Here is a 14,569-nt window from a genome sequence, read left to right on the forward strand (position 1 = left end):
GAGAGGGATGCACAATGAACGCATCGTCCCAATCGGGCGCAGGGCTCGCTTGACGGCATCGTGTCCATGGCGACGCGGCCGTCTTCGAGGAACAGGCACAATGATGGGCAGCGGCTCAGGCCATAAGGCTTTTGCCAAATCACTCTTGCCAGGAATGCCGGTCGTTTCGATCCAGACACGGAATTCCCCGATCTTTGGTTTACTATGCTTCTGACGCGCGGCAAGGATGGCATCGGCATTCAGGCGATCCAATGGCAGGTCGTCGTCGAACTTCGAGACCAGGATGTAAGCCAGAAGGCCGGCGCCAGCCATGCTGCCTGGTATCAGACGGCTGGGCGACGCCTGCTGCCCCGCCTGGCGGTGAACTACGCCTCTATCTGCGCGGCGATCATGTCGAGGATTTCGCTTGTGTCTTCGCCCACAAGACGCGTCCGCGTATCGCACAAGGCAATTCGCGAGCGCACGGAACTCGATCCCGGTGTGCCATACCGGGTTCACTCTGAGCCACGGGCATGTCCACGGAAGAACATGGGACCCGCCGACGGCAACAAAGGCCCTTCCCCAGCTCTCGCCGCCAGGTGTAAATCTGCTGCCGTGTCACATCATGCCGCTCGGCAACCTCAGTCCCAGTCGCCAACCACATGGCGATGTCGAGCTTCTTCCTATCACCCCAGCGACGACGCCGTTCGGCACCAAGAATCTCGACACGCATCGCAAAACTCGCACAAGACACATACAAACGACGTCGTTAAACACGTCTTATAGGCCATCACGACGATGTCAGGGAAGGCGGTGACAATCAGGCGACTACGAACTGGTAGATCGAGTTGCATTTGAATTGAACCTGGCATCCCGCTTTATCCGTTTGTTTTCGCCGCATTTTCCACTTGGTTGCAAAATGCTGCAGAAAACTGGCGGCGATTTTTTGTGTGTCAGTCCAGGGTGCACGCCGGGTGAGCGCGTAGCAGATCGCCTCGGCACTTCGGATTATCCGAAAACCTTGCCTAGTCTATAGGGCCTTTTTCCCGTGCTCGAAGAACCTCGACGATGGCCGCGGACGTTTCCCGACGCAGCGCAACGCGGCTATTCTGCCGCGGACCTCGTCCTCAACCTCCCACAGTTTGCTCGTGGCTGTGACCGAGACCGTCGCAACCGACGAGATCCCACTAATAGACAGTTCGTACGCTTTAGCCGTCGTTCAGTTGCGGGAGACCCGGCTCGGCGGCTGCATCCGCTGTCGGAATCCGGTTCGGAGAAGAGCTGAGGCGCGAATGCCCATTTTTCCTTTGACGCGTCGGAAGTCAATCTCCGTAGCCGCTTGGCGTCGGCGCCGCATGACTTCGGCGGCAAGGCGATTCCATCCGGGCGCCGCGCTGACCTCGCTTCAGGCAAGATCAGCCTACCAAGAGTGGTAGGTGCGGTTCGCAATAACATATGAAACACTACCGACTGCGAATGGCAAACCAAACTGCAGCACCGGAGAATGCCCCCATGAGTGAAATGGAATTGATCGACAATGTCATTCCACCTACGGATGTCATCAAATGCACAGCGCGCATCGGTGCTGAAATCAGGAATGTCAGACTGTCGGCCGATTTACCGGATCGGACCATCGCTGCGATAAACGGCTTGATGCTTGAGCACAAGGTCATTTTCTTTCGCGACCAGGGTCATCTCGAGGACGCTGAGCAGGAGCGCTTTGCTCAGCGATTCGGGAAGTCCTCGCCATATCCGGAGGGAACGACGCCGATTTTCGACATTGATTCCGCCCATGGCGATATAGGGGCTGATGTTTGGCATATAGATTGGTCCTGCATGGACGCCTATCCCAAGATCGCGGTGCTGCGAAGCGTTGTGATCCCACTGGTCGGCGGCGACACCGTGTGGTCAAACACGGCGGCTGCATATCTCGACTTACCTTTGCCGCTGCGACGGCTTGCCGACGAGCTCTGGGCTATTCACAGCTTCCCCGGGTCTTATCTCAGGTCTTCTACCGAGCCGCATACTGGCCCGATAATCGAGACAGAGCATCCAGTCGTACGCGTCCACCCTGAGACTGGCGAGCGCACGCTTGTGCTCGGCGTGTATGTTGCGCGTTTCGTTGGTGTCTCCAAATATGACGGCCAGAGGCTCTTCGACTTATTTGAATCTCATGTCACCGCGCAGGAAAACACGGTGCGCTGGAAGTGGAAGCGGGGTGATGTCGCGATCTGGGACAATCGAGCAACGATGCATTGTGCGACCAAGGATTACGGTGACCAACGCCGGATCGTTCGTCGCGTAACCATCGAGGGCGAGGTGCCCGTCAGCGTCGACGGCCGGCACAGTGTTGCGCGATCTAAGTTTATCCAGCCAGCGACGGCGGCAAAGGTCGTCCAGACCGTACTTCAGAGTGAAGGTCGATCGCCCCCGCGGTAGGCTGAATTCGGATTGGTTCCGGGAAATCCGGAGCCTGCCATATGCTTAGCGAGGGCGAAAGTTGAAACAGAACGGCGTAATTTTCACCGGCTTGGATACGCAGAAGTTGCGGAACCGAACCACAACAGGGCAAATCTTTGAGGTAGATGGCCAATGTCCTCAGCTATTCCACTGACTAGAGTTCCGATCCCGAGATCCGAGTACGAGCGCAGGCGTCTCAACGTGCTGGAGGCAGTGGCGAGCCCGGGCTAGACGCACTCGTAGTGACTGCCTACGGCCATCTTCGCTATCTCAGCGGATACGATGGCAGTGGTGGATGCTTCGCACCTTTTGAACTTGGCTGTTGGAACCTCGCGCTTGCAGATGTCGATGCACTTCAGGCGCAGCTTCCCGACTTAAAGATCGCTGACGCGACTCGGCTGGTTTCTTCGGTGGGAGCGGTGAAGGGCGAGCTAGAACTTGAGTGCATGCGCGACGCAATGCGCATGACAGATTTGGCAGTGCGAACCTTTCAAAGTTCGCTACGGGAAGGTGTTACCGAACTGGAGATGACAGCGACTATGGCGGCCGCCGTCAGGGCAGAAACCAGCAACGCTCGCGGGGAAGTCGGGCTTTCTTCCGGTACCATATTGTTCGGGGAACGGACTAGGCTGCCTCATGGTCCGCCATCTCAGCATCCAATTAGAAAAAACGAACCAGCTTTTCTGCATCAAAACACGAATACACCGTAGGGATGGTCCGGTGCGTTGGCCGAGGAGGTCATTGATGCCCTCGTTGCCGCGGTTAAGCCGGGCACCTATGGCCTGGCACCTATGGCCTGCTGGCGGTTTTTCCGCGGTTAAGCTAGCATACCTTGCTCCTCGAACTCGACGAGGCTCAGATAGCCCAGTGTCGAGTGCCTTCGCCGAGGTTGTAGAAGCGCTCGATATAATCCAACATTTCCGCCCCTGGCGTCACCCTCGCTCTGTAGACCTGCGGGCCGTCCGCTCGGTTTTCAGCGACGAGAAGAAGCTCTCCATTACTGCATCCCAGACATTGCCCGACCGGCTCATCGAGCGGCTGATGCCGTGGTCGGCAATCAGACGCTGGAACTGTTCGTGGTGTATTGGATGCCTGGTCGCTGTGGTGCAGCAGGCTGTCCGGCCTGCCTCTGCGCCAGATCGCCATGATCAGGAGGGCGGTGACGAGCTGCGCCGTCATCTCCGCCTTCATCGCCCAGCCGACGACACGACGAGAGAATAGATCGACCACGGCGCCAACGTAGAGCCAACCTTCAGCGGTCCAGATGTAGGTGAAGTCGGCGACCGACTTCTGGTTGACGCCGATGCCTCGAAGGCGCCGTCAAGGAGATTGTTCGACACTGTCGGTCTCCCACGTCCTTCGGCAGTCCGCGGCGCCGAGGCCGGGCACGCAGACCATTCCCCTACATGAGCCTCTCGATGCGATGCAGGCCAAAGGAGAGACCCTCGGCCAGCACGTTCATGCCAGACGCGCCTGGTGCCACAGGTTCGGTCGCTACTCTTGAAGCTCCGGTCGATCGCCGTCACCAACACTTCATCGTGCCGAGGAACTGGGGCTGGGAGAGCCAGGCATGGACGCCTGAGCGGGACACATCCAGCGCGTCACACAGGGTCGTGTCCCGCGAGGTGGTGTAGCTCGGCGGTAGCGAAGCCGCTCGCGAGCGCGCCCTCAATGGCGCCGTAGCGAGTGAGCGGCGCAGCGGTGGTCATCGATGTTCTTCCGTTAGGGTCGGGTTGCTGACACCAACCTGATTCGAAGGAACCACCGATGACCGACGACATGATGAACCTGCGCGCGCTCGTGGAGAAGACCCCCGATGCCGATCTCCTGCGCGAGATGATCGGCTTTGCCGCTGAGCGTCTGATGGAACTGGAGGTGGGTGCCGCGACAGGCGCCGGCTATGGCGAGAAGAGCACGGTGCGGACCGCCCAGCGCAATGGCTACCGCGACAGGGATTGGGAGACCCGGGCCGGAACGGTCGAGCTGCGCATCCCCAAGCTGAGGAAAGGCTCCTACTTCCCCAGCTTCCTAGAGCCTCGCCGCATGGCTGAGAAGGCGCTGACTGCCGTCATCCAGGAGGCCTACGTCCAAGGTATCTCGACCCGCTCGGTCGACGACCTGGTTAAGGCGATGGGCATGAGCGGCATCTCCAAGAGCCAGGTGTCGCGGCTGTGCGAAGAGATCGACGGCAAGGTGAAGGCCTTCCTCGAACGGCCGATCGAAGGTGACTGGCCGTATCTTTGGATCAATGCGACTTATCTCAAGGTTGCGCCGCGGCGGCCGCATCGTCTCGGTCGCCGTCATCATCGCGGTGGGCGTGAACACCGACGGCCGGCGCGAGGTGCTCGGCATGGAGATAGGCACCTCGGAGGCCGAGCCGATCTGGACGGAGTTCCTGCGCAAGCTCACCCGGCGCGGCCTGCGCGGGGTCAAGCTTGTCGTCTCCGATGCCCATGAGGGTGCGCTGCCGCGTCCACTTCATGAGGAACGTGCTGGCGCATGCCGGCAAGAGCGGCCGCCGCGTCCTTCATCGCCACCGCCTTCGCGCAGGAGACGCCCGAAGCCGCCAGTGCCCAGTGGCGCGCCGTCGCCGACCAGATCAGGCCGAAGGTGCCGAAGCTGGCCGCCATCCTCGACAACGCCGAACCCGACGTGCTCGCCTACATGACCTTCCCGAAGGAGCATCGGGCCAAGCTTCACAGCACGAATCCGATCGAGCGTCTCAACGGCGAGATCAAGCGCCGAACCGAGGTCGTCGGCATCTTCCCCAACGACAACGCCATCCTCCGCCTCGTCGGCGCGCTGCTGCTCGAGCAGAACGATGAATGGGCCGTGCAGCGGGCCCGCTACATGACACTGGAAACCATCAGCCAGATGAGCGATGATCCCCTCATCAGCCTGCCCGCCGTGGCACGCTGATCAGCCCGGCCATGCCGGAGAGCACGGCGACCAACGCCGTCAGCTACACCACTTCCTGAGACACGATCTCACACAGCCATGCCACCGGCCAGATGTTCCGGTGTCTCGCGATGAAAGCGAATCTCATGTCACTTCCCGCGCGATGTAGGCTGGGGAACTTTTTTAGGATGTCGCGCTCCGCCTTCAGCTCAGTATTCGTCGACAGATCGCGCACCCATTTGCGCAGCAAGCCGCGGATGTCGTTCTCGATCGCGATGGCCTTCTCCTGCAGCAGCTTTCGAGGCGTGAGCACGGCGCGGCGCTGCTGGCTCGTCACTGTCTTGGCGTGCACTGGGGCGGAACAGCTTGACCCGCATCATCTGGATATTGCCGCGCGCATCGTTGCGGTCGGACTTGTTCATCTGCGCCTTGAGCAATGTCTTAGTCTGGCGGGTCTCAATGCACACTATGGGCAAGCCTGCTTCGGCCAATACGCTGAATAGCCTCTGTGACAACGGTCCAGCTCCAACCCGATCCGGACCAGTTGCCATGCGGAGGCCTGGAGCGTTGCGACCGGGTTACGGCGCCTTGCGTCTCCGAGGGGACAAACGGCCAGGGCTTCCGCGCCTATGAATTTCGATTCTCGACCACCGCAAGGTCAATGGCGTGCCAAAATCCTCCCGGCGACAGTGAGATACGTTCGCCTGACATGCAGTATCATCTCGGCTGAATGATTTGTTCAATTGTGACAGGATGCGGCTCTTATGACGTCGGATTCCGCTTCCGGTAGACCACACGAGGCCGCAACCAATGGCCCTCGTCGAGCCGTAGGTCCTCATAATCGCCTGCGGGATCATAAGTCATGCCGATCTTCTGCATAACCCTTTGGCTCGGTGCGTTCTCCTTGGCGGTGACAGCTAAGACCTCGGGTAGACCGATTGACCAGGCGTAGTCGAGCCACTCCCGCGCGCCTTCCGGCGCGAGCCCTTTGCCCCAATGCTCCTTTGCGAGCATCCATCCGATTTCGACGGTCCGATGGCTGGGATTTGCCGCCTGCACCCACTCTGAGAGGACGCCGAGCCCAATCAAACCGATGAGCTCTCCGCTGCCCTTCAGTTCCGCTGCCTGAAAATGGAACCCCTCAGTCCGAGCGCGCTCGATGGCAAGGTTGATCCTGACATTAGTTTCCTCAACCGTTAGCACTTTGGGGTAGAAACGTCTGACGTGCGCATCACCGAAAATTCGCGCCATCGGACTTCGGTCTTTGTCTTCCAAAGGGCGTAATATGAGACGTTCAGTTGCCAGCCTCATTTGTCAACAGACCGATATGGGCGAAGCGCAAAATGCCTCCTTGGCCCACTTCGGAAAATGCGCCGCCGGGACCGAGTAAAACTGGTCGGGCACTCTGGTTGACAGCCCTCGAAGTTGCAGGACCGCTGTTGTCGGCAGGTTTTCCATAGTCTCGCTCCGCAGCCATTCGCGCTGATGTTGTCGCTCGTGCACGGGTGCATAAAGTTACCGGTCGCAGGATTGCGCTCGAGCATCATCTGCGCTGGCAGCACCGAAAGCTTTATCACCTGAGCGCACCACGTCTTGTTAAGTTTTCGTGATAAATGCAGATTTATGTCCTTTGTGCAGCAGTGACCCCTATGCGGAATTTACTTTCACTGTGGGGGATAGGTATATGGTTGATGTTGCCTTCAATTGAGAGGAGATGGCCCCTACGTTTGTTGAAGGCCGTCTTTCCAAAGCCGATGCGGAGCGACATACGGTGTAAAGGAAGGTAGTGAAGCGCTTGGTGGAGCGCCTTTCGTACGACCGTTCCTCGTGGCCGAAGATGAGTCCGAGGCGAACCGAGGCCTCGGTGGCAACGCAATCGCCGCGCCGATACGCTTTGACCGTTTCGCCGCCCAGCGCTCCGGGGCACTAGGCTAAAGAAAGGGCCACCAAGTGGCGCGGATTGTCGAAGCGGCGGACATCGCCGACTTCACTGACGAAGGTGATGGCAACGATGACGGACACACCGCGCAGTGCCTGATAGCCCGTCACCGCCGGCGCCATCGATCAGCCGGCACCACTCCGGCCAACTGGGCATCGAGCCGCTCCAGGCGAGCCTGCGCATCGTTGATGACGTCGACCTAGTCCTGGAAGACGATCTGCTGGGCCGGATGATCGAGCTTTCTGCGCCGCCAGCGAGCGGGCATGGGCCGGGCTCCAGTGCTTATGGCCGCTAAACACCTGGCAATGGCGCAGCAGGAACGAATGCAGCGCCTGCGCTTCTTATGCAGGTCCTCGCTCGCTGCTGCACACACCGTCGCCAGATGGCGCACCACCTCGTGCACGGTGTCGGGAACTCAGACGCCGATCAGTTCGCCGGCCCGCAACAGCGTCAGGCTGACAGCATCTCGCCGGTTCGTCTGACGCGCCCGCCCGCAAGTTTGGGTCTTGATCAAACGTCTAGGCGCATCAACTCTTATCGATGCCAGCGGGATGTTTCAGCGCCAAAGACGACAAAGTCAACTCTGAACTGGCCTACATGGAGCACGCAGCAATATCGTTCTCCCCACCTACCTTTGGCTACTTAACTCTTTACTTACCTATTCCATCGATTGCGGTCCATAATACTATGACAGCTTATTTGACGTCATCACGTTCTTAATTCTGTCTTGGGACAATATAGAGCATCCCAGATCATCGGGCCACCAATCACCTATCACAATTTCTGATGCATTGATGGAGCGAAGTCCCATGGGCGCACGCAGTTCGGCCTCATGCTTCGGGCAAATCATCCAACCAGCAAGCGCCATCGAGGTATGGCCTCGAAAAGATCTTTCCGACCTTCTCGGGTGCCTTGTTTTGATGGTATCGCATATAGATTCGATCATCGCCTGCAAGGTCAAGGATCTCGATCTTTCCAGTGTAATGAGACATGATGTATTTAAACGTTTTTTGGATTCCGCTGAGTCGCTGGTTGATGCCGCTCGCAATTTGTGTTCCGCGGCGCAGCGAAACCTGGAAGTGTGAAGCGCCTTTCACCGGCCTGGCCTGAAAGAGGTAATATGGACGGACACCCATTTGATGGCACTTGGCGAAGGTCGCTGCCAAGATCTCCGGATCGTCGTTAACTTTTGCGAGAAGCACGGACTGATTGAGAAACTGCACACCCAGTGCACGCAAAGAGCGAATGTTGCGCTCCGCGTCTACCGAGATTTCACTGATGTGGTCGAAATGTGTGACGACCACCGAAGCTTTGCCCGATTCGTGGATCCGTTGGAACAAAGCCGGTAGAGCGGGATCCTCGAACCGCTTGGGCTGGTAGGCGATTGCCTTTGTACCGAAACGGATCGAGTCCAAATGCGGGATTGGCAGCAGATGGTCAAGAATCTTGTCAAGCCTGGCGGTGCTTAGCACGAATGGGTCACCTCCAGAAAGCAATACATTTGTCATCTCAGGATGATTGCTAATATATCGAGCAATCTGGGTGAAGTCAGTTGCGATTTCATCGGACTGCTTGCCAACGAAGCGTTTGCGAAAGCAATAACGACAGTATGAAATGCAACGATCCGTAACCAGCAACAACCCGGTTTGGGCGTACTTGTGCTGCATTCCCGGTATGACCGTATTGTCGTGCTCGCCGCTCGTATCTAGTTTGCCAGAGCTCACGAACTCCTCGAACGATGGTTCGGTAATGTACCTGAGTTGGTCGTAGTAGCCACTATTCATGACTTGTTCGCGGTAGAATTTTGTGACTTGATAACGCGTGATGCCATTGCATTCCAGCTCGCCTTCTGTAACGACCCGCGTTCCCTCGAGGAACTTCATGATCGCTGTTCGAGCCCGCAGTTCCGAGTTTGGGGGCGGGCAGACGGGAGACGCTGCGGCGGCCGCCGGCACGTTCAGCTCATGTTCGCTCCGGCTCTGGTCCGTGCAAACAGCAATCCTTACCTCCGGATCCCGCTCCGTATGGTTCGTTCGCGTACGTTTCATTTAGACCCCCAAGTTGGAGACTGCGAGAGTACCGTGACCGTAAACGGGACCTTCGCCATGTCGCCTGCAACCGGCGTGCCGCCGAAGAGATTGCGAGGGAAGGAGGAGCAAGGCCAGTCTTTTGACGATGTAGTCGCGGAAGACTTGTACATCAGTGTGTCAAGTTCCGAACATGGATGTCGTCAACCGAACATAGCTGGCATAGAGTGCTGTGACGCGGTCCGAGCGAGTGCGGTTGAACGAATACCGCACGATCCGGTCCGCTGATCGCGTGGCTGATTGCAAGCTCCTTTTCGGCGTATCCATGTTCCTGCCGGCTTTGTGGCACTCTTCACGCTTAACACAGCAATTCGCATGTTACCGTTCCGGACGTGGGTGCCTCAATGTAATCGACGCAGTATCTTAATCAGGGCTGCCTCATCAGCTTCCAGATCACCGTAAGCTCCCATGGCATCGCCGGAATATGAGGCGAGAAACACTCGTAGGTGAGTCCGGCTTTGGTGCGCTGACATTTTCAGCGGCCATCGACGAACCTCGCGATTTTGGCTCGTCCGGGATGCTGGGCACATATTTCGGGCTGATCCCGAGGAAGCATCCCTGGCTTGACGGGGCGCATTTCCAAGGTCTGCGACTATGGGGCGCGTGTGACGCTCTAGAAAGCGGCCAACGTGATGCTGACGCGCCCCGTCAAGAATCGGCTTTGAAGCCTTGGGCGCTTGCAGTGGCGAAGCTGGCCTGAATGCGAAAAGCCGTGGCTATAATAAATCCTTCAATTAATTTTACAGAAACTTTGTGAGACCGGAATCTGGACGGTGGTAACCTTACCTCAACATCTGGTCGAAGACGAAAAGACCGATACCCGTTTTCCCTACGTAACGCCGGAGTTAACAATGAAAGAAAGAGCGCTCATTCTGCTTGAAGGCCACAGGACTGTCGGGCCTCTATACATAAAAGCAGCTCAGAGTCTTGGTATTCATCCAATTACCCTGGCAACGAATCCAACTCAGTTCGACTACCTTGCGGCGAAAGGGCTTGAGGCCGCCCGTGTAGATACAGACGATCTTGGTTCGTTGGTCCGCGAATGCTGCCGACTACATTCGACATATGACATTGCTGGCATTACTGGCTTTTCGGGCCTGGACGAGTCGATTTATGTGACAGTTGGCAAACTCTGCCGGCATTTTGATCTGCCAGGACCGGACCCGGCATCCATCGAACGATGCTGCGACAAATTCGTTCAACGTCAACTCCTCGCGGCAGCCGGCATTCCAATGCCTGCTTATCGCTTGGTAGCGGATGCGACGGAGGTGGAAAGCTCTGCCGCGGAGATCGGCCTACCGGTGATTGTTAAGCCAGCCGTGGGTAGCGGCAGCTGCGGTGTCCGATTGTGCCGCAGCATCGGCGAGGTGGCCGATCACACGGCTTATCTGCTGGCGAAGGAGCCGACAAGGGGGGCTTCGCCCAGGATACTGATCGAAGAATTCGCCCAGGGCCCGCAGTATAGCGCTGACACAATGGGAACTGAGGTTATTGCAGTAGGTGCTGCGGACTTCGACTGCTCACCCCAGTTCGTCGTTCGCGGCAGCATCTTTCCGGCTCCGCTGACTGACTTCGAGCATGAACGCATTGCCAATGTTTCACTGAGCTGTTTGCGCGCTCTCGACCTTGGCTGGGGACCAGCGAACATCGAATTCCGCTGGACGAAGCGTGGACCAGTCGTCATTGAAGTAAATCCGCGTCTTCCGGGTTGGACGACTCCCCGCCTGATTCAACTGGCTTACGGTATCGATCCCATTGCCGAGCACCTCAAGCTAGTAATCGGCGAGGAATGGGATTTGCGCACAAAGCATTCGCAAACCGCGGCCGCTCGGTTCCTCGTTCCTGCAGCCGACGGCGTCCTCGACTGGATTGAGGGCGACAGTCTGGCGGTTGGCTTACCAGGTGTAACCGAGGTCAAATTGTATGTTGAACCTAATACAGTCATCGTCAGAAAAGGCGATTTCCGAGACACCATGGGACACGTCATGGCCGCCTCACCCACCCATGCTGAGACGGAAGCGATATTGCAGCGTGCCGTTGACTTAATTAGTTGGTCGATCACACCCCTTCCGACCGTTCTGAAAGCGAAGCGCTTTGCGGCCCCTCGCGTTCTGGCGAACAGGGCAGGATCCTGATGCAACGAGCCGATAGCGGGATCGACAGCAACTCGACACCAGAGTTCGCGCTTCTTCATGTGGGGCACACTTACGCACCGCCCTGCGGTCTCCATGGCGAACGCTGATGCCGACAGGCCTTGCCGATCGAAACCCAGTTCATCATTATCTCGCCAATCCTGACCACTGCAACCCCCGACCGGATCATCAGGAGAGGCATCAGCGGATTACGTGCAGTCAGTCTCCCGCAGCGGGGTGCTGAGACGACGATTCAAACTTATGAAGGAGTATCGAGCCGGTATCGACAATCAGCTGCAAGGCTGATGCGATGAAACGGTTATCGACACCTTGGACCCGCGCGCTGTGATGCGTTTAACCCGGTTCCAACTCGCGGCGCCGTCAACGGGGATGTCCCGTAGGATGTTGGATTTGTAGGTGAGGTAGGCGTTGCCCGCCTTAGTCCATAAGCGCGGGGTGTCGAATACGCACAACGCCATGACGAATCTCATCATGCTCCCAGGGCCCCCACGCCAGTGGACGATGCGTGAGGTGATGAACGCGATGTTCTAAGTGCTACGGGCCGGCTGCACCTGGCGTCTGCTGCCCAAGGATTTCCCGCCGAGAAGCACAGTCTACGGCTGGTTCTTGCGCTTTCGCCGAAGGCCTGTTCGAGACGATCAACTATCGCCTGGTTATGAAAGACCGCGAGTGGGTCGGCCCGAGAGGCCAGCCACCTCGGCAGCGGTGATCGACAGCCAATCGGTCAAGACGGTCGAAGCCGGCGGCCCGAGGGGCTATGACGCCGGCAAGAAGATCAAGGGCAGAAAGCGCCACGCCATGGTCGACACGACGGACGGGCGCTGGTGATCCAGGCCCACCCAGCCGACATCCAGGACCGGGACGGCGCCGTGCCCCTGTTGAAGGCCTCGCGAGGGCCGTTCCCCTTCGTCGAACTCGCATTTGCCGACAGCGCCTACAATGCCGAGCGCGTCAGAGAGGCCACCTCGATCGCCATCGAGATCGTCAAGAAGATCGCCAATCAGGTCGGTTTCCAGGTCCTGCCCAGGCGCTGGGTGGTCGAGCGCCTCTTCGCCTGGATCAACTGCAACCGAGGCCTCGCCAAGGACATCGAGGCGACCATCGCCTCGGTCCAGGCCTTTCTCTACGCCGCCGCCGTCATGCTACTCACGCGGCGATTGGCGGGAGCGTCATGAGCTTCGAGTCGGACATGAAAGCCCCGCCACTGCTTCCGCAGGTGGACGCGGCATTTCCAAGTCCGCGGTTTCCAGGCGGTTCAAAGCCCCGACCCGAAGCCCGGCTTGATGAATGGATGTCCTCGGATCTGTCGTAGCTCGACCTGCTTGTGATCCAGATTGATGGGCTGGATTTGGACGAGCTACTCATCGTGGCGGCAGTCGGTTTCGATGCTGAGGGCCACAAGTGTGATCGAAGGGGCGACTGAGAACTCGGAGGCGGTGCTCGACAGTCTCATCGATCGCGGGATAGATCGAAGTCTGTCGCCTCTTCGTAATAGGGGCTGACCAAAGGCGATCTGCAGGACCTTCAGCGTGGATACTTCCCATCCAGCGGTGCCTGATCTATTGTGCCTGCCTCTGGATTATGTCGACTTGGGAGTAGAATCCGACTATGGGCGAGGATCGCTGCGATGGGGTCGGCATAATCACGGCGGGCCTGACGGATGGTGCAAATTCCTCTTCTTGCGAAGAAGGGGAGTTGCTTTTGTGTCAACTGATCCGTTTCGCGTTCGCGTCCAGGGCCCACTTGCTCTATCTGCGGCTGGGTTTGCTGGCGAACCTGCCCGACAGGACTGTACGTAGGTCTCCGCTCTCGAGCAGATGCGGTTGCTGGCGCGATTGAGCCGCGGGTTAGCCTGGAGGGGGCGGACCTGAAGGACTTGGATGCGAGCCATCTTGATCGGTTTGTCCGCACCCGTCGCGCAGCTTGCCAGCAGTTCCGCTCGATCAAAGCATTGCGGCCAAGACTACGCCATTTGCGCGCACTCGGCGTGGTGCGGCAGCCATCGCCCCGTGCACCGGACGATCCGGTCGATGAACTGCTGGAGCGATACCGACGCCACCTGACGGATGAGCGCGGCTTTGGGGAAGGTGACGGCGATCGGCTACGCCCACGTTGTGCGCTCCTTTCTGCGCCATCGATTGTCGTTCGACGGGCTGGCCTTGGACCTTGCGGGTTGGCCGCGACCGACATCGTCGCCTTCGTGGTGATGCATTGCCCTCAGTTGGGTCGCGGCGCGGCAAGCCTGACAGTGACGGCGCCGCGATCGCTGCTCGCAGTCCTGCATGTCGAGGGCCTCATCGCGCGTCCTCTTGCCGCTTGCGTGCCCTCGGTCGCCATCTGCCGATTGTCCAGGCTGCCAAAGAGACTGGATCCCGATCAGTTTGAGCGCCTTCTAGCATCCTGCGACCGCGGAACGTCGCTCGGTTGCCGCGACTTCGCGGTCTCGCGTCTCGGCTTGCGGGCGGAGGGGAGTCGCCAAGCTCAAACTCGATGACGTGGATGGCGATCCGGCGAGATCCTCGTGAAGGCAAATGAAGCCGCATCGAACACCTTCCCTTGCCGGCCGACGTCGGCGAAGCGGTGGCTTATCTGCCCACGGCCGTCCCCGGACTGCTCAGGGCCGGACTATATTTGTGCGCGTCAAGGCGCCCCTTGGTGCTCTCTCAGCAGTGGCGTGTCGCAAATCGAGGCTGCCGCCGGTCGCCACGCCGGACTCGGCCAGACCGGAAGTTGGGCAGGTCCTGCGCCATCGTCGCGCCCTGATAACGGCGATCTATGCCATGGTTCACCGGGGAGCCCTGCGAACGATCGCCCACCCCTGGCTCCGCACCAAGTTGCGCAAAACTCGATGACGTACACTTTGCCGGGCTGGAGATTGGTGAGGGGCTCGCCACGCAGCCAGGTCTTCACCTTGATCGAAGCAGCCGGTGACTCCATCTGCAATGCCATGTTGCTCTCCAAGGCTATTGCCACGGGGCAGCGTGCGCGCGAGGTTATTTCCCTCTAAGCGAGGGGCATCACGGGTTCAAGGAAACGGGAGCATCGCCCGTCTT

The 14,569-nt window shown here is 58.8% G+C and carries 6 protein-coding genes and 5 pseudogenes; 5 read left to right on the forward strand and 6 right to left on the reverse strand.

Features of this window, described 5'->3' with window-relative positions; all coding sequences use genetic code 11:
* Nucleotides 1–18: 18 nt before the first annotated feature.
* Nucleotides 19–237: pseudogene (locus MJ8_RS32740) on the reverse strand (IS66 family transposase); the annotation flags it as partial.
* 1,254 nt (nt 238–1,491) lie between these two features.
* Here MJ8_RS32740 and MJ8_RS07105 point away from each other — a divergent pair.
* The gene (locus MJ8_RS07105; protein ID WP_201413725.1) at nt 1,492–2,418 is read left to right on the forward strand and encodes a TauD/TfdA dioxygenase family protein; all 927 of its coding nucleotides are present in this window, start codon (nt 1,492–1,494) and stop codon (nt 2,416–2,418) included.
* Between the two features lie 485 nt (nt 2,419–2,903).
* Nucleotides 2,904–3,149 (forward strand): M24 family metallopeptidase, encoded by a 246-nt coding sequence (locus tag MJ8_RS32745; protein ID WP_412177109.1) that lies wholly within the window; start codon nt 2,904–2,906, stop codon nt 3,147–3,149.
* Between the two features lie 107 nt (nt 3,150–3,256).
* Here the strand turns inward: MJ8_RS32745 and MJ8_RS07115 are convergent.
* Nucleotides 3,257–4,048: pseudogene (locus tag MJ8_RS07115) on the reverse strand (IS3 family transposase); the annotation flags it as partial.
* Nucleotides 4,049–4,206: 158 nt separating this feature from the next.
* Between MJ8_RS07115 and MJ8_RS07120 the strand changes: the two are divergent.
* Nucleotides 4,207–5,358: pseudogene (locus tag MJ8_RS07120) on the forward strand (IS256 family transposase).
* 67 nt (nt 5,359–5,425) lie between these two features.
* On the opposite strand, the pseudogene MJ8_RS32750 reads toward MJ8_RS07120, so the two are convergent.
* From MJ8_RS32750 to MJ8_RS07145, 4 genes and pseudogenes are all read right to left on the reverse strand, one after another.
* Nucleotides 5,426–5,674, reverse strand: a pseudogene (locus MJ8_RS32750) (IS110 family transposase); the annotation flags it as partial.
* 425 nt (nt 5,675–6,099) lie between these two features.
* Nucleotides 6,100–6,588 (reverse strand): GNAT family N-acetyltransferase, encoded by a 489-nt coding sequence (locus tag MJ8_RS07135; protein ID WP_263649642.1) that lies wholly within the window; start codon nt 6,586–6,588, stop codon nt 6,100–6,102.
* Between the two features lie 675 nt (nt 6,589–7,263).
* On the reverse strand, nt 7,264–7,398 hold the full coding sequence (locus tag MJ8_RS07140) for a transposase (protein ID WP_201413728.1): 135 nt from the start codon (nt 7,396–7,398) through the stop codon (nt 7,264–7,266).
* Nucleotides 7,399–8,106: 708 nt separating this feature from the next.
* Complete coding sequence (locus tag MJ8_RS07145; protein ID WP_201413729.1) at nt 8,107–9,159, reverse strand: KamA family radical SAM protein; 1,053 nt, start codon at nt 9,157–9,159, stop codon at nt 8,107–8,109.
* A gap of 1,055 nt (nt 9,160–10,214) precedes the next feature.
* Between MJ8_RS07145 and MJ8_RS07150 the strand changes: the two genes are divergently transcribed.
* Together MJ8_RS07150 and MJ8_RS07155 are read left to right on the forward strand one after the other, a co-directional pair.
* Nucleotides 10,215–11,498: an ATP-grasp domain-containing protein gene (locus tag MJ8_RS07150; RefSeq protein ID WP_201413730.1), complete on the forward strand. Its 1,284-nt coding sequence runs from the start codon at nt 10,215–10,217 to the stop codon at nt 11,496–11,498.
* 498 nt (nt 11,499–11,996) lie between these two features.
* Nucleotides 11,997–12,691 (forward strand): annotated as a pseudogene (locus tag MJ8_RS07155) (IS5 family transposase); the annotation flags it as partial.
* Between the last annotated feature and the right edge of the window lie 1,878 nt (nt 12,692–14,569).

The sequence above is a fragment of the Mesorhizobium sp. J8 genome, from assembly GCF_016591715.1.
Lineage (GTDB): Bacteria > Pseudomonadota > Alphaproteobacteria > Rhizobiales > Rhizobiaceae > Mesorhizobium.

Excerpts from the sequence above, each read along its gene's own strand:
- MJ8_RS07105 (WP_201413725.1), top strand. The coding sequence starts at position 1,492 with ATGAGTGAAATGGAATTGATCGACAATGTCATTCCACCTACGGATGTC.
- MJ8_RS32745 (WP_412177109.1), top strand. The coding sequence starts at position 2,904 with ATGACAGATTTGGCAGTGCGAACCTTTCAAAGTTCGCTACGGGAAGGT.
- MJ8_RS07135 (WP_263649642.1), bottom strand. The coding sequence starts at position 6,588 with ATGGCGCGAATTTTCGGTGATGCGCACGTCAGACGTTTCTACCCCAAA.
- MJ8_RS07140 (WP_201413728.1), bottom strand. The coding sequence starts at position 7,398 with ATGGCGCCGGCGGTGACGGGCTATCAGGCACTGCGCGGTGTGTCCGTC.
- MJ8_RS07145 (WP_201413729.1), bottom strand. The coding sequence starts at position 9,159 with ATGAAGTTCCTCGAGGGAACGCGGGTCGTTACAGAAGGCGAGCTGGAA.
- MJ8_RS07150 (WP_201413730.1), top strand. The coding sequence starts at position 10,215 with ATGAAAGAAAGAGCGCTCATTCTGCTTGAAGGCCACAGGACTGTCGGG.